At 63.6% G+C, this 18,845-nt stretch carries 17 protein-coding genes; 10 read left to right on the forward strand and 7 right to left on the reverse strand.

All coding sequences use genetic code 11. From position 1 onward, the window contains the following. Positions 1-77: 77 nt before the first annotated feature. The 3 genes from HV681_RS09620 (at position 78) to HV681_RS09630 (ending at position 4,564) form a co-directional block, all read left to right on the forward strand. Positions 78-815 carry a fimbria/pilus periplasmic chaperone gene (locus HV681_RS09620; protein WP_175122892.1) on the forward strand — a complete coding sequence of 246 codons (738 nt, stop codon included), beginning with the start codon at positions 78-80 and terminating at the stop codon, positions 813-815. A gap of 138 nt (positions 816-953) precedes the next feature. Beyond that, complete coding sequence (locus HV681_RS09625) at positions 954-3,524, forward strand: fimbria/pilus outer membrane usher protein (RefSeq protein WP_175122893.1); 2,571 nt, start codon at positions 954-956, stop codon at positions 3,522-3,524. Positions 3,525-3,538: 14 nt separating this feature from the next. Next, on the forward strand, positions 3,539-4,564 hold the full coding sequence (locus HV681_RS09630; RefSeq protein WP_175122894.1) for a fimbrial protein: 1,026 nt from the start codon (positions 3,539-3,541) through the stop codon (positions 4,562-4,564). 94 nt (positions 4,565-4,658) lie between these two features. On the opposite strand, the gene HV681_RS09635 is transcribed toward HV681_RS09630, so the two are convergent. From HV681_RS09635 to HV681_RS09665, 7 genes are all read right to left on the reverse strand, one after another. After that, entirely contained in the window at positions 4,659-5,969 is a 1,311-nt protein-coding gene (locus HV681_RS09635; RefSeq protein WP_006218129.1) for a citrate synthase, read from the reverse strand. A 19-nt stretch (positions 5,970-5,988) separates the two neighbouring features. After that, positions 5,989-6,249: an FAD assembly factor SdhE gene (locus tag HV681_RS09640; protein ID WP_175122895.1), complete on the reverse strand. Its 261-nt coding sequence runs from the start codon at positions 6,247-6,249 to the stop codon at positions 5,989-5,991. Between the two features lie 24 nt (positions 6,250-6,273). Beyond that, entirely contained in the window at positions 6,274-6,990 is a 717-nt protein-coding gene (locus HV681_RS09645) for a succinate dehydrogenase iron-sulfur subunit (protein WP_056322095.1), read from the reverse strand. A gap of 18 nt (positions 6,991-7,008) precedes the next feature. After that, positions 7,009-8,787, reverse strand: coding sequence for a succinate dehydrogenase flavoprotein subunit (sdhA, locus tag HV681_RS09650; RefSeq protein WP_175122896.1), 1,779 nt, complete (start codon positions 8,785-8,787; stop codon positions 7,009-7,011). Between the two features lie 3 nt (positions 8,788-8,790). Beyond that, positions 8,791-9,174 carry a succinate dehydrogenase, hydrophobic membrane anchor protein gene (gene sdhD / locus HV681_RS09655; RefSeq protein ID WP_008161843.1) on the reverse strand — a complete coding sequence of 128 codons (384 nt, stop codon included), beginning with the start codon at positions 9,172-9,174 and terminating at the stop codon, positions 8,791-8,793. Further along, the gene (sdhC, locus tag HV681_RS09660) at positions 9,175-9,588 is read right to left on the reverse strand and encodes a succinate dehydrogenase, cytochrome b556 subunit (protein WP_063952703.1); all 414 of its coding nucleotides are present in this window, start codon (positions 9,586-9,588) and stop codon (positions 9,175-9,177) included. A 120-nt stretch (positions 9,589-9,708) separates the two neighbouring features. After that, positions 9,709-10,488, reverse strand: a complete 780-nt coding sequence (locus tag HV681_RS09665) for a GntR family transcriptional regulator (RefSeq protein ID WP_056322083.1) — start codon at positions 10,486-10,488, stop codon at positions 9,709-9,711. Between the two features lie 355 nt (positions 10,489-10,843). On the opposite strand from HV681_RS09665, the gene HV681_RS09670 reads away from it, so the two are divergent. The 7 genes from HV681_RS09670 to HV681_RS09700 all read left to right on the forward strand — a co-directional run bounded on the left by HV681_RS09670 (position 10,844) and on the right by HV681_RS09700 (position 18,725). Continuing rightward, positions 10,844-11,833 (forward strand): malate dehydrogenase, encoded by a 990-nt coding sequence (locus tag HV681_RS09670; RefSeq protein WP_054429535.1) that lies wholly within the window; start codon positions 10,844-10,846, stop codon positions 11,831-11,833. A gap of 263 nt (positions 11,834-12,096) precedes the next feature. Continuing rightward, the gene (gene prpB / locus HV681_RS09675; RefSeq protein WP_175122897.1) at positions 12,097-12,987 is read left to right on the forward strand and encodes a methylisocitrate lyase; all 891 of its coding nucleotides are present in this window, start codon (positions 12,097-12,099) and stop codon (positions 12,985-12,987) included. An 89-nt stretch (positions 12,988-13,076) separates the two neighbouring features. Then, positions 13,077-14,270 (forward strand): bifunctional 2-methylcitrate synthase/citrate synthase, encoded by a 1,194-nt coding sequence (gene prpC / locus HV681_RS09680; RefSeq protein WP_056322074.1) that lies wholly within the window; start codon positions 13,077-13,079, stop codon positions 14,268-14,270. Between the two features lie 73 nt (positions 14,271-14,343). Then, positions 14,344-15,795, forward strand: coding sequence for a bifunctional 2-methylcitrate dehydratase/aconitate hydratase (locus HV681_RS09685; RefSeq protein WP_175122898.1), 1,452 nt, complete (start codon positions 14,344-14,346; stop codon positions 15,793-15,795). Between the two features lie 91 nt (positions 15,796-15,886). Beyond that, on the forward strand, positions 15,887-16,315 hold the full coding sequence (locus HV681_RS09690; RefSeq protein ID WP_175122899.1) for a CopD family protein: 429 nt from the start codon (positions 15,887-15,889) through the stop codon (positions 16,313-16,315). Between the two features lie 570 nt (positions 16,316-16,885). Further along, positions 16,886-18,274, forward strand: a complete 1,389-nt coding sequence (locus HV681_RS09695; RefSeq protein ID WP_367647232.1) for a THUMP domain-containing class I SAM-dependent RNA methyltransferase — start codon at positions 16,886-16,888, stop codon at positions 18,272-18,274. A gap of 262 nt (positions 18,275-18,536) precedes the next feature. Beyond that, on the forward strand, positions 18,537-18,725 hold the full coding sequence (locus HV681_RS09700; RefSeq protein WP_008161862.1) for a hypothetical protein: 189 nt from the start codon (positions 18,537-18,539) through the stop codon (positions 18,723-18,725). Positions 18,726-18,845 lie beyond the last annotated feature (120 nt).

Genomic DNA, 18,845 nt, shown 5'->3' on the forward strand with positions numbered 1-18,845 from the left:
CCAGGCTTGGCCTCTGCAATGCCTTGAAGCCGCCCGGATCAGTAGTCAAGACCCACCGTTATAGTCCGAGGAATCCGATGAACCCATTCAACGTAGTCATTGCCGCCACCGCGTTGGCAGGCTGTATTTCCGCCGCAGCGCCGGCCACCGCATCCGTCGTCATTGGCGGCACTCGCATCATCTACGAGGCCGGGCAGGCGGAAGTCAACGTCAAGCTCAAGAACGAGGGCAGCCAGCCCGCCCTCACCCAGGCCTGGATCGACAAGGGCGACGCCAAGGCAGCGCCGGGATCCATCCAGGTGCCGTTTATCGTGACCCCGCCCGTCACCCGGATCGACCAGGGCAAGGGCCAGACCCTGCGCCTGATGCACACGGGCGAACCGATGGTCCAGGACAAAGAGTCCGTATTCTGGCTCAACGTGCTGGAAATTCCGCCCAAGGACAAAGCCAACCAGAACCTGCTGCAGATGGCATTCCGCTCGCGGATCAAGCTGTTCTACCGGCCCGCAGGGCTCAAAGGCATGGCCGAGGACGCGCCCTCGCAAGTCAGCTGGCGCCTGGTCAAGTCCGGCAACCGCAACGCCATCGAAGCCACCAATCCCACGCCGTATCACGTCACCTTCATCGAGGTAAACGTGGCAAGCAACGGCAAGCGCGCAAAGTTCACCGACGGGGACATGCTTGCCCCGGGCGAAAAAAAGATCCTTCCCCTTGTGGGCGACGTGGTCCAGGGCGCAAATGCCGAAGTCACGTACCGCTTCCTGAATGACCATGGCGGCGCGGTCAAAGGCGCCCGGTCCGTCAGCGCCACCTAGCACGACACAAGCATTACCGGCCCGGATCGACCGGCCGGCTGTCTGCTCACCCATCCCACTCCCGACGCCAGCAACGCGGCACGATCGGCCGGCATCAGCCTGCCGGCAGCGCCGCGCCTGATCACGCCCCTGCCCATCATGGAACGTCTTGCCACCACGCCGCATTTTGCGCTCGTCGCGATCACGCTAAGCCTGCTCAGCGCAACTGCCTGGGCCTCAGGCAGCACCGAGCTCGCCGCCATGGAAGCGGACGTGGAGTTCAACGATGCCTTTCTGGGCGGCGCGAACGTGGACGTCAGCCAGTTCTCGCGCTCAAACAGCGCAATCCCGGGCACCTACCGTCTCGACGTGCTGATGAACGACCGCTGGCTGGGTCGCTCTGACGTGCGCATCGATAAATCGTCTTCCGCAAACGCGCCGCTTCAGGCGTGCTTCGATCAGGCGCTCGTGGAGCTGGTGGGCATCGATCTTGCCAAGGTTGACGCCGCGGGCGCCGGACGGTTGTCGGGCGACCAATGTGTTGCGCTGACCGACCTGGTGAAGGAAGCGCGCGCGGAGTTCGATGCGGGCGAGCAGCGGCTGATCGTGACGGTGCCGCAAGCGTCGCTGGTCCGGCAGGGCCGCGGTTTCGTGGACCCCAAACATTGGGACGAAGGAGTGCCCGCCGCGCTTCTGAATTACAACGCCAACTTCTACACCTCTCGCGCCGATGGCAAGGCTTCGACGCAGAGTTTTGCGGGCCTGAATGCCGGCGCGAACTTGGGCCCCTGGCGCCTGCGTCACACCGGCAACGCGACCAAGGACAGCAAGCGCGGCCTGCAGTATCAAAGCGTGCAGACGAATCTGCAGCGCAACATCACCGGCATGAAAAGCCAGCTGGTCATCGGCGACGCGTTCACGGACGGGTCCACTTTCGACAGCGTCGGGTTTCGCGGCGTACAGATGTCCAGCGACGATCGCATGTATCCCGAATCGCAGCGCGGCTTTGCGCCTACCCTGCGCGGCATCGCCAACACCAACGCGCGCGTCCAGGTCCGCCAGAACGGCAACATCATTTACGAAACCACCGTGGCCCCCGGCCCGTTCATCATCGACGACCTGTATGCCACCGGATACGGCGGCGACCTGGAAATGGTGGTCAACGAAGCCGACGGCCGTGTCCTGGTCTCCCGGGTTCCTTTCTCTGGCGCCGTGAATTCCTTGCGCCCGGGCGTGACCCGATACAGCGTGACCGCGGGCCAATACCGCACGCCGCAGACGGCCGATCGGCCGTTGATGGCGCAAGCGACCGTGCAGCATGGCATCAACAATCTCGTGACCGCCTACGGCGGCCTGACCGCGGCCCAAGGCTACGGCGCCGTATTGGGCGGCGCCGCGTTGAACACGGACTTCGGCGCGTTTGGGCTGGACATCACGCAGGCGGCCACGCGCCTGCCCAAAGAAAAGAACCGCAATGGACAAAGCGTCAAACTGAGCTACTCCAAGTTTCTGGAGCCCACCAGCACCAGCCTCACCCTGGGCGCCTATCGCTATTCCAGCCGCGGCTACCTCAGCATGGCCGACGCCATGGAACTGCGATCCCGGCAGGAGCACGGGCAAGGCGCAGGTCAATATGGAACGCAGCGCGGCCGCCTGCAGGCGACCATCAACCAGAAACTGCCGCAGGGTTATGGGTCCGTCCATTTCACCGGATCGACGCAGGATTACTGGGACAAACCCGGCCGCGATACCCAGCTCCAGGCCGGTTACAGCAACAGCTACAAGAACGTGAACTACAGCGTGTCGGCGACGCGTCAGCTCAACGTGGGTACGCAGAAGTGGGACAACCAGGTCATGCTCAACGTGGGCATTCCGCTGGGCCGCAACCAGAACCCGGTCTACGCGTCGACCAGCATGCAGAAGGGATCGGATGGTTCGGGCAGCATCCAGCAGTCGGTGGCGGGAGCCCTCGGCGCCGGCAACGCGTTCAACTATGGCGTGAGCGCCGGGCGCGCCATGTCGTCAAATGGTCCAGCCAACACCAACATCGCGGCAAACGCCTCGTACCGCACGCCGGTGGCGGCCGTGTCGGCCAACGCCAGCACCAGCTCGAACTACACGCAATACGGTGCGGGCCTTTCCGGCGGCGTTGTGGCGTATGGCGGCGGCGTCGTCATGACCCCGAACTCCGGCGAAACGATCGCAATCGTCGAGGCCAAAGACGCTGCCGGCGCCCGGGTGCTGACCAGCAGCGGGGTGCGCCTGGATTCCAAGGGCCGCGGCGTCGTATCGACCTTGACGCCCTACGCCAGAAACAGCATCGAGCTCGACCCTAAGGGCCTGCCGCTGAACGTCGAACTCAAGGCGACCGAACAACATGTGGCCCCCACCGCCGGCGCGGTGGTTCGGCTGAGCTTCGAAACCGAAAGCGCTGGAAGCGCGGCGCTGCTGACGGTTGCCACGCGCAGCGGCGAACCCCTTCCCTTCGGCGCCGACGTGCGGGACGCAGAGGGCAACAGCGTGGGTGTCGTGGCACAGGGCGGCCGCATTCTCGCGCGCGGACTGAAGAACAAACAAGGTGTCCTGACCGTGAAATGGGGCGCGAACGATGGCGAAACCTGCACGTTCGGTTACGCCCTTCCCGAGCAGCGATCCAAGGCCGAATCGCTGCCTCAGGCAACCGGCCTGCTCTGCGAAGAGACGGCGCCCCGCCTGATCGCCAAAAACTGACGACGAGAACATTGATGAAAAAGACCATCCTGCTTGCCGGGGCCACGCTGATTGCCCTGCTGGGTTCCACCACCTCGTGGGCCGCCTCAACCTGCACCCAGACGATAAGCGCGGTTTCCGTGAATACGCCGCCGCACATCACAGTACCTCGGGATGCCGCCGTTGGCACGGCCCTCACCGACTGGCTGACGACCGATTCCACTGCCGACTGGTTCAAGTGCAACGTTTCCGGAGGGGCCACCACGGGCACCGGTATGCGCGCCCTGATTCCCAGCGCAGGACAGACGAAGGTGGTTGACGGAGTTACCTACGAGGTCCATGCGACGGGCGTCGACGGCCTCGGCATCATCATCGGCGCCCGGAGCTTCATCAACGGCTGCAGTTGGTCGGCATTCCAAGCCCTCAGCCGGAACTGGAGAACAAGGGCATGCAACATGCAAGGCGCCGTCACCAACGGCGGACAGCTACGCGCGATGTTCGTTAAGACCGGGCCGGTTGCCACCGGCATTGTTTCGCCGATAACCATTGCATCCACCGCATCGTTCTCGAATGAAGTCGGCAGCATTCTCACCCAGGATCCCGGCCTCGAGATCAATTTCGTCACCATGGCGGTGTTGCTGTTCTCGCAGGCATGCACCACGCCCGACGTTTCCGTGCTTCTCGGATCCCCCAAGGCATCCGTCTTCAAGGGCAAAGGGACATCCAGTGAGCCGGTTCCATTCGATATTTCGTTGAATGGCTGCCCGGCGGGAATGAGCGCCATCCACTACCAGATCGACGCCGTCACGCCCGTCCTGGACGCCGCAAACGCGGTCATCGGGCTGGACGCGGCCTCATCCGCGACGGGCGTTGGCATCCAGTTGCTGGACGGAGACGGAAATCCGGCAGTGCTGGGCGCCAAGCTGCCGTTTACCGGCTACAACAGCGCGTCGGGCGGCAGCTTCAAGATCCCCTTGCGCGCGAAATACCGTCAAACCGGTGACAAGGTCACACCCGGTTCGGCTAACTCGGCAGTGACTTTCACGATGAACTATCTGTAGCTGCCAACGCAAGGCGCCAAAGAAAAACGCCAGTCGGCGCTGAGCTGACTGGCGTTTTGCCGGAAGGCGCCGCCTTCCGGAGGGGCGTAGCGAATTAACGCTTGTCCATCGGGGGCACGTCGCGCGTGACCGAACCGGTGAACAACTGACGGGGACGGCCGATCTTGTAGTCGGGATCCGACAGCATTTCGTTCCACTGGGCGATCCAGCCCACCGTGCGGGCCAGCGCGAAGATGGCCGTGAACAGCGAGGTCGGGATGCCGATGGCGCGTTGGACGATACCCGAGTAGAAGTCCACGTTCGGGTACAGCTTGCGCTGGACGAAGTACGGATCCGACAGGGCGATGCGTTCCAGTTCCATGGCCAGCTTGAACAGCGGGTCGTTTTCCAGGCCCAGGGCCGAGAGCACTTCCTTGCAGGTTTCCTGCATCAGCTTGGCGCGCGGGTCGTAGTTCTTGTAGACGCGGTGGCCAAAGCCCATCAGGCGCACGCCCGAGTTCTTGTCCTTGACCTTCTCCATGAACTCGCCGACCTTGTCGATGCCGCCGTTGGCTTGCAGTTCTTCGAGCATCTGCAGGCAAGCTTCGTTGGCGCCGCCGTGAGCCGGGCCCCACAGGCAAGCCACGCCAGCCGAGATCGCGGCGAACGGGTTGGTGCCCGACGAACCGCACAGGCGCACGGTCGAGGTGGAGGCGTTTTGCTCGTGATCGGCGTGCAGGATGAAGATGCGGTCGAGCGCGCGCTCGACGACTTCATTGACCTTGTAGTCTTCGCACGGCGTGGCGAACATCATGCGCAGGAAGTTGCCCGTGTAGGACAGGTCGTTCTGCGGGTAGATGAACGGTTGGCCTTGCGAATACTTGTACGCCATCGCAACCAGCGTCGGCATCTTGGCGATCAGGCGGATGGCCGAGATGTGACGGTGCTGCGGGTTCGTGATGTCGGTGGAGTCGTGGTAGAACGCGGACAGCGCGCCGACCAGACCCGTCAGGACGGCCATCGGGTGGGCGTCGCGGCGGAAACCACGCAGGAAGAAATGCAGCTGCTCGTTGACCATCGTGTGATGGGTCACTTGCGAGTCGAAATCGGCCTTTTGCTCCTGGTTCGGCAGTTCGCCGTTCAGGATCAGGTAGCAGATGTCCATGAAGTCGCAGTTCACGGCCAGCTGTTCGATCGGGTAGCCGCGGTACAGCAGTTCGCCCTTGTCGCCGTCGATGTACGTGATGCCCGACTCGCAGGCAGCCGTCGACATGAAGCCGGGGTCAAACGTGAACATGCCCGTCTGGCCGTAAAGCTTGCGGATGTCGATCACATCCGGACCGACCGTGCCCTTGTAGACAGGGAACTCAATGGGTGCGCTGCCATCCGAGAAGGACAGAGTGGCTTTTTTGTCAGACAGGTTCATGTTTATTCCTCTCAATTAATCAGAGCGCGCGCATCTGGCCAATAATGCCTCGAAGCCTGGGCGTATCCAGCTCGCCTTCGAGGTCCTTACGGGCCAGCAGCAGTTCGAGAAGATCGTTGTCTCCCATCTCGAACAGCTGGGTCAATGCGGCCACGTCATCATCGGTAAGTTCAGCCTCGTGGGCATCCAGATACCGGGTGATGATCAAGTCGTTTTCGAGCAGGCCGCGGCGCGCCCGCCAACGCAGTCGCGCCCGCTCCAGTTCAGTCAGCCTGCTCATTCGTACACCTCAAATACACAAAAACTAGACCGTGCGGCGGACCATCAGTTCCTTGATCTTGCCGATCGCCTTGGTCGGGTTCAGTCCCTTGGGACAGACGTCGACGCAGTTCATGATCGTGTGGCAACGGAACAGGCGGTACGGATCTTCCAGGTTGTCCAGACGCTCGCCGGTGGCTTCGTCGCGGCTGTCGGCGATGAAGCGGTAGGCTTGCAGCAGGCCGGCCGGGCCGACGAACTTGTCCGGATTCCACCAGAACGACGGGCAGGAAGTGGAACAGCACGCGCACAGGATGCACTCGTACAGACCGTCCAGCTCTTCGCGCGCCTCGGGCGACTGCAGACGCTCTTTTTCGGGCGGCGGCGTGTCGTTGATGAGGTACGGGCGGATCGAGTGGTACTGGTTGAAGAAGTGCGTCATGTCCACGATCAGGTCGCGGATGACCGGCAGGCCGGGCAGCGGACGCAGGACGATCGGTTCCTTCAATTCGCGCAGGTTCGTCGTGCAGGCCAGACCGTTCTTGCCGTTGATGTTCATGGCGTCGGAACCGCACACGCCTTCACGGCACGAGCGGCGCAGGGCCAGGCTGTCATCGACGTCGTTCTTGATGCGCACCAGCGCATCGAGCAGCATCTTGTCGGTGGGCTGGAGCTCGACGTCCAGCTTCTGCATGTAGGGACGCTCGTCCTTGTCCGGATCGTAGCGGTAGATTTCGAACTTGACGATTCTCTTGGTGCTCATAGTAGGCTCAATCCGGACTTAGAAGGTACGCGCCTTGGGCGGGAAGGATTCGACCGTCAGCGGCTTCATCTGAACAGGCTTGTAATCCAGGCGGCTGCCTTCGGAGTACCACAGCGTGTGCTTCAGCCAGTTCTCGTCGTCGCGCGTCGGGTGATCGTCCAGCGCGTGCGCGCCGCGGCTTTCGGTGCGGGCGGCGGCCGACTTGATCGTGGCGCGTGCCACTTCGGTCATGTTCGCCAGTTCCAGCGCCTCGACGCGGGCGGTGTTGAACACCTTGGACTTGTCCTTGAAGTAGATGCTGTCGGCTTGCTTGGCCAGGTCTTCGATCTGGGTCACGCCTTCGTTCAGCAGGTCCAGCGTGCGGAACACGCCGCAGTGGCGCTGCATCGAGAAGCGGATGGCGTTGCCGATGTCTTGCGTCTTTTCGCCGGACGTACGCGATTCCAGCTTGTTGATGCGGTCCAGCGAGAACTCGACGGCCTGTTGCGGCAGGTCCTGGTGCGCGCGCTGGCGCTCCGGATGCGAGTTCACGATGTGGTTGCCGGTGGCGCGGCCGAACACGATCAGATCGAGCAGCGAGTTCGTGCCCAGGCGGTTCGCGCCGTGGACCGAGACCGCGGCGCACTCGCCGATGGCGTACAGGCCGTTGACGATCTTGTTCTCGCCGTTTTCGCGCGTCAGCACCTGGCCGTGGTAGTTGGCCGGAATGCCGCCCATCTGGTAGTGGATGGTCGGAACGACGGGGATCGGTTCCTTGATCGGGTCCACGTTGCCGAATTTGATGGCGATTTCGCGGATCGAGGGCAGGCGCTTGTTGATGACGTCGGCGCCCAGGTGATCGAGCTTGAGCACCACGTAGCTGCCATCCGGACCGCAGCCGCGGCCTTCCTTGATTTCCTGGTCCATCGAGCGCGACACGAAGTCACGCGGCGCCAGATCCTTCAGCGTGGGCGCATAGCGCTCCATGAAGCGCTCGCCATCCTTGTTCAGCAGGATGCCGCCTTCGCCGCGCACGCCTTCCGTGATCAGCACGCCCGCGCCGGCCACGCCGGTCGGGTGGAACTGCCAGAATTCCATGTCCTGCAGCGGGATGCCGGCACGGGCAGCCATGCCCAGGCCGTCGCCGGTGTTGATGAACGCGTTGGTGGAAGCGGCCCAGATACGGCCCGCGCCGCCGGTGGCCAGCACCGTGGTCTTGGCTTCCAGGATGTAGATTTCGCCCGTTTCCATTTCGAGGGCGGTCACGCCCACGACGTCGCCGGCTTCGTTGCGCAGCAGGTCCAGCGCCATCCATTCGACGAAGAACTGGGTGCGCGCGGCAACGTTGCGCTGGTACAGGGTGTGCAGCAGGGCGTGGCCGGTACGGTCGGCAGCGGCACAGGCGCGCTGGACCGGCTTTTCGCCGAAGTTGGCGGTGTGGCCGCCGAACGGACGCTGGTAGATCGTGCCGTCGGGGTTGCGGTCGAACGGCATGCCGAAGTGCTCGAGCTCGTACACGGCGTTCGGCGCTTCACGGCACATGAATTCGATGGCGTCCTGGTCGCCCAGCCAGTCCGAACCCTTGACGGTGTCGTACATGTGCCAGTACCAGTTGTCTTCGCTCATGTTGCCCAGCGAGGCGCTCACGCCGCCTTGCGCAGCAACGGTGTGCGAACGCGTGGGGAACACTTTGGAGAGCACCGCAACGGACAGGCCCGCTTGGGACAGTTGCAGCGAACAACGCATGCCGGCTCCGCCGGCGCCCACGACCACCACATCAAACTGGCGGCGCGGCAGGGATTTCAGGACAGAGACCACGGCTTAAATGCTCCAGAGGATTTGCGCGAAGTAAACGACCGAACCGACCAGCCAGAGGATCGTCAGCACTTGCATCAGCAGGCGCACGCCCACCGACTTGACGTAGTCCATCCAGATGTCGCGCACGCCAATCCAGGCATGCCAGGCCAGCGCAATGAATGCAAGGGTGGCCAGGATCTGGCCAACCGGAAGAACGCCCACGTAGAAATTGAACAGCGCTGTCCAGTGTTCGTACGTGAAGGCCGGCATCATCAGGATGCCGATGAGCAGCACCAGCGTGTACACGGCCATGATGACGGCGGTGATGCGCTGGATGATGAAATCCATGACGCCATAGTGCGCGCCGACGACCAGGCGCTTGGGTCCGTAGTTTTTAGCGGCGGCCATTTACAGCACTCCGAACAGTTTGAGAGCGAACACCAGGGTCAGCGCGAGGCTGACGCCGAACACCACGCCGGCGCTCTTCTTGGAGGACTGCTTGTCGATGCCGATGTGCAGATCCAGGAGCAGGTACCGGATGCCCGCACAGAAGTGATGCAGGTAGCCCCAGACGAGGACGAGGAAAACGAGCTTGACGATCGGGTTGCCGGCGTACGCGGCCACGGCGGCGAACGTCTGCGGTGCGGCCACGCTGGCCGCGAAGAGCGGCAGGATGACCAAGGGAAGACAGAGGAACAACAACGCGCCGCTGACGCGGTGCAGAATGGACAGCTTGCCGGCCAGGGGCAGGCGGTAACTGGCAATTTGCGCAATACCAATATTGCGAAACTGCGGACGTGGCTTGGCAGCGGTGTCGGACATGACGGCCTCGGTGTTTCGGAACTAGGGAATCGTTACGGCTAAATCGCCGCGGCCCTTGCGGGCAAACGCGGTATTTTCGCCCAGAGATGGGTTGGTATCAAATCGTAGGTAAAAAACTCATCAATTCAGACTATTGCGGTAGTGGTATCGATCGGTCAAGTACAACCCCCGGCGGATTTCCATGGGGCGGTCACCGTATGTGTAAGACACCCGGTCTACCTGCAACAACGGCGTGCCGGCGGCAACATTAAGCAGCGTACAGACTTCAGCCGGCGCGGCGACCGCGCGCAGCTTCTCGTCCGCGCGCACCATGCTGACGCCGAACTCGGATTCAAAAAGGCCATAGAGCGGCGCCTTGTTGGCGGTCAGCAGCTCAAGGGTGAGACCACGGAATATGGAACCGGGGAGCCAGATGTCGTCCAGCACGGTCGGTGTCTGCCCCATGGACAGCAGGCGGCGGATCATGACGACGGTCTCGCCGGCGCGCAGGTCCAGCGCGCGGGCGATTTCGGCGGGCGCGCGGGTGCGGCGGCATTCCAGGATGCGGCTTTCGGCGCGGCCGGCCTCGCCCTCTTCGTCGGGGGCCAGGCGCAGGAAACGGTAGCGCACGCGGGCTTCGTGGTGGGTGGCGACAAAAGTGCCCTTGCCCTGGCGGCGCAGCAGCATGTGCTCGGCGGCCAGCTCATCGACCGCCTTGCGCACCGTGCCCTGGCTCACCTGAAAACGGGCGGCCAGATCGATTTCGCTGGGGATGAGCTCGCCGGGCTTCCATTCGCCGCGTTCGAGGCTTTGGACAAGCAGATCCTTGATCTGGCGGTAGAGCGGACTGAAAGCGGCTCCCTCGCCCGTTGGACGGGCGGCGCGATTGCGTAAGGAGGTTTCGGGCCTAGGCTCTGCCATGGATCTTCTTGAAAGTGTCATGTTTATCCGGATGAATGAGAAGGCAGCACCAAGGGATGCAGACTCATCCGTATGCGCTGCTGCCGCCGGCCTTATGGCTTGATACAGGCGCGCGGCCCAGCGGGCCGCGGCGCATTCGAATAAACGCTCTATTGTGGCATATCGGGAGGCGAGCTGTCCAACGTCTTATGTCTTATATAAGATAGAAGATCAATTGACGCTTACGTTAATTCGATCTAGGATTCAAAGCTGTCCGCGCGACGCGCAGCGCCCCTGGCGGCCGCTTGTTACCGCGCCCAACGATTACACTGATTGGTGAGATTTTTTTCTCGCCAAACCATTACGGAGAACGTCCATGTCCAAGCCTGCCTTGCGTGTCGCCGTCACCGGCGCCGCCGGCCAAATCGGTTACGCACTGCTATTCCGCATCGCCTCGGGCGAAATGCTGGGTAAAGATCAACCCGTCATCCTGCAACTGCTGGAAATCCCCGACGAGAAAGCGCAAAAGGCCCTGAAGGGCGTCATCATGGAACTGGATGACTGCGCCTTCCCGCTGCTGCAGGAAGTCACCGCGCACAGCGACCCGCGCACCGCCTTCAAGGACGCCGACGTGGCCCTGCTGGTTGGCGCCCGTCCGCGCGGCCCGGGCATGGAACGCAAGGACCTGCTGTCCGTCAACGCACAGATCTTCACGGCTCAGGGCAAGGCCCTGAACGACGTCGCCAGCCGCAACGTCAAGGTCCTGGTCGTCGGCAACCCTGCCAACACCAATGCCTACATCGCCATGAAGTCGGCGCCGGACCTGCCCGCCAAGAACTTCACCGCCATGCTGCGCCTGGACCACAACCGCGCCTTGTCGCAACTGGCCGCCAAGTCTGGCAAGGCCGTCGCCGACATCGAAAAGCTGGTCGTGTGGGGCAACCACTCGCCCACGATGTACCCCGACTTCCGCTTCGCCACCGTCGGCGGCGAATCGCTGTCCAAGCTGATCAACGACGACGCTTGGAACCGCGACACGTTCATCCCCACGGTGGGCAAGCGCGGCGCCGCCATCATCGAAGCCCGTGGCCTGTCCTCGGCCGCTTCGGCCGCCAACGCCGCCATCGACCACGTCCGTGACTGGGTCCTGGGCAGCAACGGCAAGTGGGTCACGATGGGCATCCCGTCGGACGGCTCCTACGGCATCCCCGAAGGCATCATCTACGGCGTGCCGGTCACCACCGAAAACGGCGAATACAAGCGCGTCGAAGGCCTGGAAATCGACGCCTTCTCGCGTGAGCGCCTGGACTTCACGCTGAAAGAGCTCCTCGAAGAGCGCGACGGCGTCAAGGACCTGCTGAAGTAAGCAGCGCGCAGTAAAAGGATTGGGCCCGTTCATGCGGGCCCAATCCTTAAGCGGGACCGCATTGCGCGCGGCAGCTGAAGTGCCGCAATACATGCCCGATGCATGCCGCAATTCGTACGCATCGAATACCGCAGTACCGTGAAATACACCTGTCTCTTCGCTCTCTTCGCGAAAGATCTTGCCGCGGGGATTGTCGCGCAGGGGACAGATTTATTTTTCGGACCCGCGATAAGGTCGTGGGCTACCAAGAACAGGAGACAACCATGGCCAGACCCGAATCGCCCGGCGCCCTCTTTCGCCGCGCGCTCGCCGAAGAGAATCCGCTGCAGATCATCGGCGCCATCAACGCGAACCACGCCCTCTTGGCCAAGCGCGCCGGCTACCGCGCCATCTACCTGTCCGGCGGCGGCGTCGCGGCCGGCTCGCTGGGACTGCCGGACCTGGGCATCAACACGATGGACGACGTCCTGACCGACGTGCGCCGCATCACCGACGTGTGCGATGTGCCGCTGCTGGTCGACATCGACACCGGCTTCGGCCCGTCGGCGTTCAACATCGCCCGCACCGTCAAAAGCCTGATCAAGTTCGGCGCGGCCGCCTGCCACATCGAGGACCAGGTCGGCGCCAAGCGCTGCGGCCATCGGCCCGGCAAGGAAATCGTCACCACCGAGGAAATGGCCGACCGCGTGAAGGCCGCCGCCGATGCGCGTACCGACAGCGATTTCTACCTGATCGCCCGCACCGACGCGATCGCCTCGCACGGCGTGGACGCGGCCATCGAACGCGCGCTAGCGTGTGTGGAAGCCGGGGCCGATGCGATCTTCGCCGAAGCCGCTTACGACCTGCCCACCTACGACCGCTTCGTCAAGGCCGTCAAGGTGCCCGTGCTGGCCAACATCACGGAGTTCGGCAAGACGCCGCTTTTCTCCGTCGAGGAACTGAAGAGCGTCGGCGTGGGCATGGTGCTCTATCCGCTGTCCGCCTTCCGCGCCATGAACAAGGCCGCCGAGGCCGTCTACACCGCGATCCGCCGCGACGGCCACCAGAAGAACGTCGTCGACCTGATGCAGACGCGCGAAGAACTGTACGACCGCATCGGCTATCACGAATTCGAATCCAGGCTGGACGCGCTCTTCCAGAAGGGCAAGGCCTAGTTGCGCAACGTCAGGCGCGCGCCGCGGCAGACCCGCGGCGGCGCCCGCCCCCATTGCATCTTCCATCGCGTAAGGAAAGGAGTAGAGACATGAGCACGGCTCCCAAGAAGCAAGAAGCCAAATCGGACGCCAAGCCGGAAGAAAAAGCCGGTTTCAAGCCCAAGAAGTCGGTTGCGCTGTCCGGCGTGGTCGCGGGCAACACCGCACTGTGCACCGTCGGCCGCAGCGGCAACGACCTGCACTATCGCGGCTACGACATCCTGGACATCGCCGATACCAGCGAGTTCGAGGAAATCGCCCACTTGCTCGTCCATGGCAAGCTGCCCAACAAGGCCGAACTGAAAGCCTACAAGGAAAAGCTGCGCAGCCTGCGCGGCCTGCCCGCGCAACTGCAGGTTGCCCTGGAAGCCCTGCCCGCCGCCAGCCATCCGATGGACGTGATGCGCACGGCCGTGTCGGTGCTGGGCTGCGTGCTGCCTGAAAAAGACGACCACAACACCCCGGGCGCGCGCGACATCGCCGACCGCCTGATGGCCAACCTGGGCTCGGCCCTGCTCTACTGGTACCACTACAGCCACAACGGCCGCGTCATCGACGTGCAGACGGACGACGACAGCATCGGCGGCCACTTCCTGCACCTCTTGCATGGCGAAAAGCCCAGCGACGAATGGGTCAAGGCGATGCATATTTCGCTGAACCTGTACGCCGAGCACGAATTCAACGCCTCGACGTTCACGGCCCGCGTCATTGCCGGCACGGGTTCGGACATGTTCTCGGCCATCTCGGGCGCCATCGGCGCACTGCGCGGCCCCAAGCACGGCGGCGCCAACGAAGTCGCATTCGAAGTCCAGAAGCGCTACGAAACGCCGGACGAAGCCGAGGCCGACATCCGCCGCCGCGTGGAAGCCAAGGAAGTCATCATCGGCTTCGGTCACCCGGTCTACACGGTTTCCGACCCGCGCAACAAGGTCATCAAGGACGTCGCCAAGAAACTGTCCAAGAAGGCCGGCACGACCAAGATGTTCGACATCGCCGAACGCCTGGAAACGGTCATGTGGGACGTCAAGAAGATGTTCCCCAACCTGGACTGGTTCTCGGCTGTCAGCTATCACATGATGGGCGTGCCCACCGCCATGTTCACCCCGCTGTTCGTCATCGCGCGCACCGCGGGTTGGTCGGCCCACATCATCGAGCAGCGCATCGACAACAAGATCATCCGTCCCACCGCCAATTACGTGGGCCCGGAAGACCAGAAGTTCGTGCCCATCGACAAGCGCAAGTAAAACCAAGCGGAAGTAAAACCGATCGAGGGCGCGGCATGGCCACCTGTATTCACTTTTCCGAAGAGGTACTGCTATGTCTGCCCCGATCTCGAACGTCCGTCCCGAACCCGACCAGGTCCTGGCAGATATCGCGGACTACGTGCTCAACTACGAAGTCCGCAGCGATCTGGCGTACGAGACCGCGCGCAACTGCCTGATCGACACGCTGGGCTGCGGCCTGGAAGCGCTGGAATATCCGGCGTGCAGGAAGCTGCTGGGTCCGGTCGTGCCGGGCACCGTAGTGCCGCAAGGCGCCAAGGTGCCCGGCACGCAGTTCCAGCTTGACCCGGTCCAGGCGGCGTTCAACATCGGCACGATGATCCGCTGGCTGGACTTCAACGACACCTGGCTCGCCGCCGAATGGGGCCACCCGTCCGACAACCTGGGCGGCATCCTTGCCACAGCCGACTGGCTGTCGCGCACGGCGGTCGCGGCGGGCAAGCCGCCCCTGTCCATGCGCGACGTGCTGACCGGCATGATCAAGGCACACGAAATCCAGGGCTGCATCGCGCTGGAAAACTCCTTCAACAAGGTCGGCCTGGACCACGTCGTTCTGGTCAAGGTGGCGTCCACCGCCGTCGTGGCGCAAATGCTGGGCCTGACCCGTGACGAAGTGATCAACGCGGTGTCGCTTGCCTGGGTCGACGGCCAGAGCCTGCGCACCTATCGACACGCCCCCAACACCGGCAGCCGCAAGAGCTGGGCGGCCGGCGATGCCACCAGCCGCGCGGTGCGTCTGGCGCTGATCGCGCGTACCGGCGAAATGGGTTATCCATCGGTGCTGACTGCCAAGACCTGGGGCTTTTACGACGTGCTTTTCAAGGGGCAGCCGTTCAAGTTCCAGCGGCCTTATGGCAGCTACGTGATGGAAAACGTGCTGTTCAAGATTTCGTTTCCGGCTGAATTTCACGCGCAGACCGCCGTGGAATGCGCCATGCAGCTCCACGATCTGCTCAAGTCCCTGGGCAAAAGCGCCGACGACATCAAGCAGATCCGGATCCGCACGCACGAGGCGTGCATCCGCATCATCGACAAGAAGGGACCACTGAACAATCCTGCCGACCGTGACCACTGCATTCAGTACATGGTGGCCGTTCCGGTGCTGTTCGGGCGCCTGACCGCGGGCGACTACGAAGATGAGATCGCGCAGGATCCGCGCATCGATGCGCTGCGCGCCAAGATCGTCTGCGTGGAAGACCCCGCGTTCACCAGCGACTATCACAACCCCGCCAAGCGCTCGATCGCCAACGCGCTGACCGTGCAGTTCAACGACGGCTCGGCGCTGGATGAAATCGTCTGCAAATACCCCATCGGCCACAAGCGCCGCCGCGCCGACGGCATTCCACTGCTGGAGGCCAAATTCCGCACCAACCTGGCCCGTGTGTTTCCGCCCCGTCAGCAGCAGCGCATTTTGGCGGCGTCGCTGGATCAGGAGACGCTGGAAGCGATGCCGGTCCATGAATATATGGATTTGTACGTGATCTGAGGGGGTCCGGCTGACGGGAGGTGTAAGCGCCAGGCGTCTGGTGCTCACACCGGCGCGCATACAATGCGGCTTTCCTCCATCGGATCGCGCCATGGCCATGCTCTGGGTCAAGACCTTTCACATCGTCTTCATCGCTTCCTGGTTTGCCGGATTGTTTTATCTGCCGCGCATCTTCGTGAATCTGGCGCAGACCTCGGACACTGCTGTCCAGGAAACGCTGCTCGGCATGGCGCGCCGCCTGTACCGCTTCACCACTATCCTGGCGGTCGTGGCCATCATTTTCGGGATGTGGCTGTACGTGGGTTACCGCATCGGCGTGGGCCCGGGCAATGGCTGGATGCACGCCAAGCTCTTTTTCGTGCTGCTCGTCATCGGCTACCATCACGCCTGTGGCCTCATGCTGCGCAAGTTCGAACAGGGCAAGAACACCCGTTCGCACAAGTTCTATCGCTGGTTCAACGAAGTTCCCGTCTTGCTGCTCTTGGTGGTGGTGGCGCTGGTCGTCGTCAAACCCTTCTGATACCCCTACCTTTGCACATTCGCCAGGATTCGTATGTCCTCTGATGAACAGGACCGCCCGCGCAAGACGCTGACGATCAAGAAAACGGCCCGCGACGCCCAAGCCGAGGGCGCTGCCAAACGCACCCGCACCGGCGCCCGCGCGCGCCTGGTCGCGCAGATCGAGCGCGCCCGCGACAACACCGAACGCCAGAAGGACCCCGAGGGCTACCAGCGGCGCCAGGAAGAAGAGGCCCGCAGCGCCCGCAGGCCGTCCGGCGCGGGTCGCGATGCGCCCGCTCGCGGCACGTCGTCGCGTTCGGGGCAGTCGCGGTCTGGTCAGTCACGCCCCGGACAGGCCGAGCGCGGCCAGTACGATCGCGGTCCGTCCGACCGTAGCCCGTACGACCGTGGTCCTTCCGATCGCGGCCAATCCGACCGTCCCTCGGCGCGCCGTGGCGCTTCGGACCGCACCCGCGCGGACGACAGCCGCCGTGGCGACGGCCGCCGTGACGACGGCCGCCGCGATGACAGCCGCCGCGATGACGCACCCGGCTCGCGCGCAGGCCGCACGCCGCAGCGCGCGCCGCGCTTGCGTGACGACCAGTACATTGCCCCGGCGACGCCGGCCGGCCGTTTCTACGATCCGTTCGAAGACGACGGCCCCCCCCCCGAATTCGCCCAAGAGCCCGACCACACCGCAGCATCCGACGACGCGCAGCAATCCGATTTCGCGCACGAAGCCGATGCAGATCACGACTGGAATGCCCCGCGCGAGCGCGCCGCCCCCCGCGTCGATGTCCGCAGCCGCCGTCCCCGCGAGCCGCGTCAAGCTGAAACCTTCACCGTCTTCGCCCCCTGCCCCCAAGGCCTGGAAGAAGCGCTGACCGCCGAAATGCAGGCCCTCGGCTACGAAGACGCCAAGGCAGGCCGGGCGGGCTGCTCATTCACGTCGGACTGGTCCGGCATCCAGCGCGCCAACCTGTACTCGCGTCTGGCCACCCGCATCCTGGTGCAGGTGGCGCACGCCGAGATCTCGCACGAAGACGACATCCTGGATCTGGCCCGCGATACGCCCTGGGAACGCTGGTTCGGCGCCGAACAGACGCTGCGTGTGGACACCTCGGCCATCAAGAGCCCGGTGCAGAGCCTGCAGTACTGCAACCTGCGCGCCAAGGATGGCATCTGCGACCGCCTGCGCGAACTCGAAGGCGAGCGCCCCAACATCGACACGGTACGCCCCGATGCGCGCGTGCACCTTTTCCTGACGGGTCACACGGCCACGCTGTACCTGGACACCTCGGGCGAATCCCTGTTCAAGCGCGGCTGGCGCCTGGACAAAGGCGAGGCGCCACTGCGCGAAAACCTGGCCGCCGGCATGCTGGCGCTGGCGGGCTGGGATCCGGCGGCGCCGCTGCTGGATCCCTTCTGCGGCTCCGGCACGATTCTGATCGAAGCGGCCTGGATCGCGCTGGGCGTGCCCCCGGGCATCTCGCGCCCGTTCGGTTTCGAACGTCTGCGTGACCACGATGCGTACCGCTGGCGCGACCTGAAGGAAGACGCCCGCGCCCGCATCCTGCCGCAGCTGGACGCGCCGCTGGTCGGCTACGACCTAAATCCCCTGGCCATCGAATACGCCCGCAACAACGCCGAGCGCGCCTGGCTGACGGCCGACTCGATCCGTTTTGAAGTGGGCGACGCCCGCGACGTGACGGCGCCCGCCGACCACGGCTGGATCGTCACCAACCCGCCTTACGGCGAGCGCATGGGCGCGGAGCAGGACGCCGACCTGTGGCGCGACTGGGCCACCTGCCTGAAGCGCAATTTCGCGGGATGGGAGCTGCACGTCATTACCAGCGACTTGACGCTGCCCAACCAGATGCGCTTGAAGCCCAAGCGGCGCGTACCCTTGCACAACGGCGCCCTCGATTGCCGCCTGTTTGGCTTCGAGCTGGTCGCCGCCGGCTACCGCGACGCCTGAGCGCGTTCTGCCCCCTGCGGCACACGCCGCGGGGGCGCCCCTTCCTTGATTCCGCCAGCATCCCACGTTGTAAAAGCGCCGCAACATGCGGCGCCTATCTTTGCTTATGGTGCCCGGCCGCGCGGTTTTGGGGCATCATCAGCACCAAGGTGTTGCCAGGTTGCACCAGCTTGAATCGGCCTCTTGCATAGTTTCAGGGTAAACCCCTATAATCCGGGTTATCCCTAGTAGCAAACAACTGTGCAAGCCCGTGGAGGCTATTGTGATCAACCCGAACAACACCATTCGCCTGACCGACGAACTCGAGCGTCAACTGATGCTCCAGGCTATCGAAGAACAATTCCGCCCGCATCCGATGCGGGCGTTGGCTGCAGGCCTGCGCAAGCTGGCCCACGGCATCAAGGCTCTGGCCGGCAAGACGAGCGCCAAGAACGCGCATTCCGCTGCCTAAGCTGGGCCCAGGCTTTCGGGCCTAACGATTTTCCCCTTGGGGGCTGCATAGCCCCTTTTATAGACCCGCCCTCACCGGCGGGTTTTTTTTCGCGCGAAACGTGGGGTCAACAATTTATGG

This window comes from Achromobacter animicus (assembly GCF_902859585.1).
Lineage (GTDB): Bacteria > Pseudomonadota > Gammaproteobacteria > Burkholderiales > Burkholderiaceae_B > Achromobacter > Achromobacter animicus.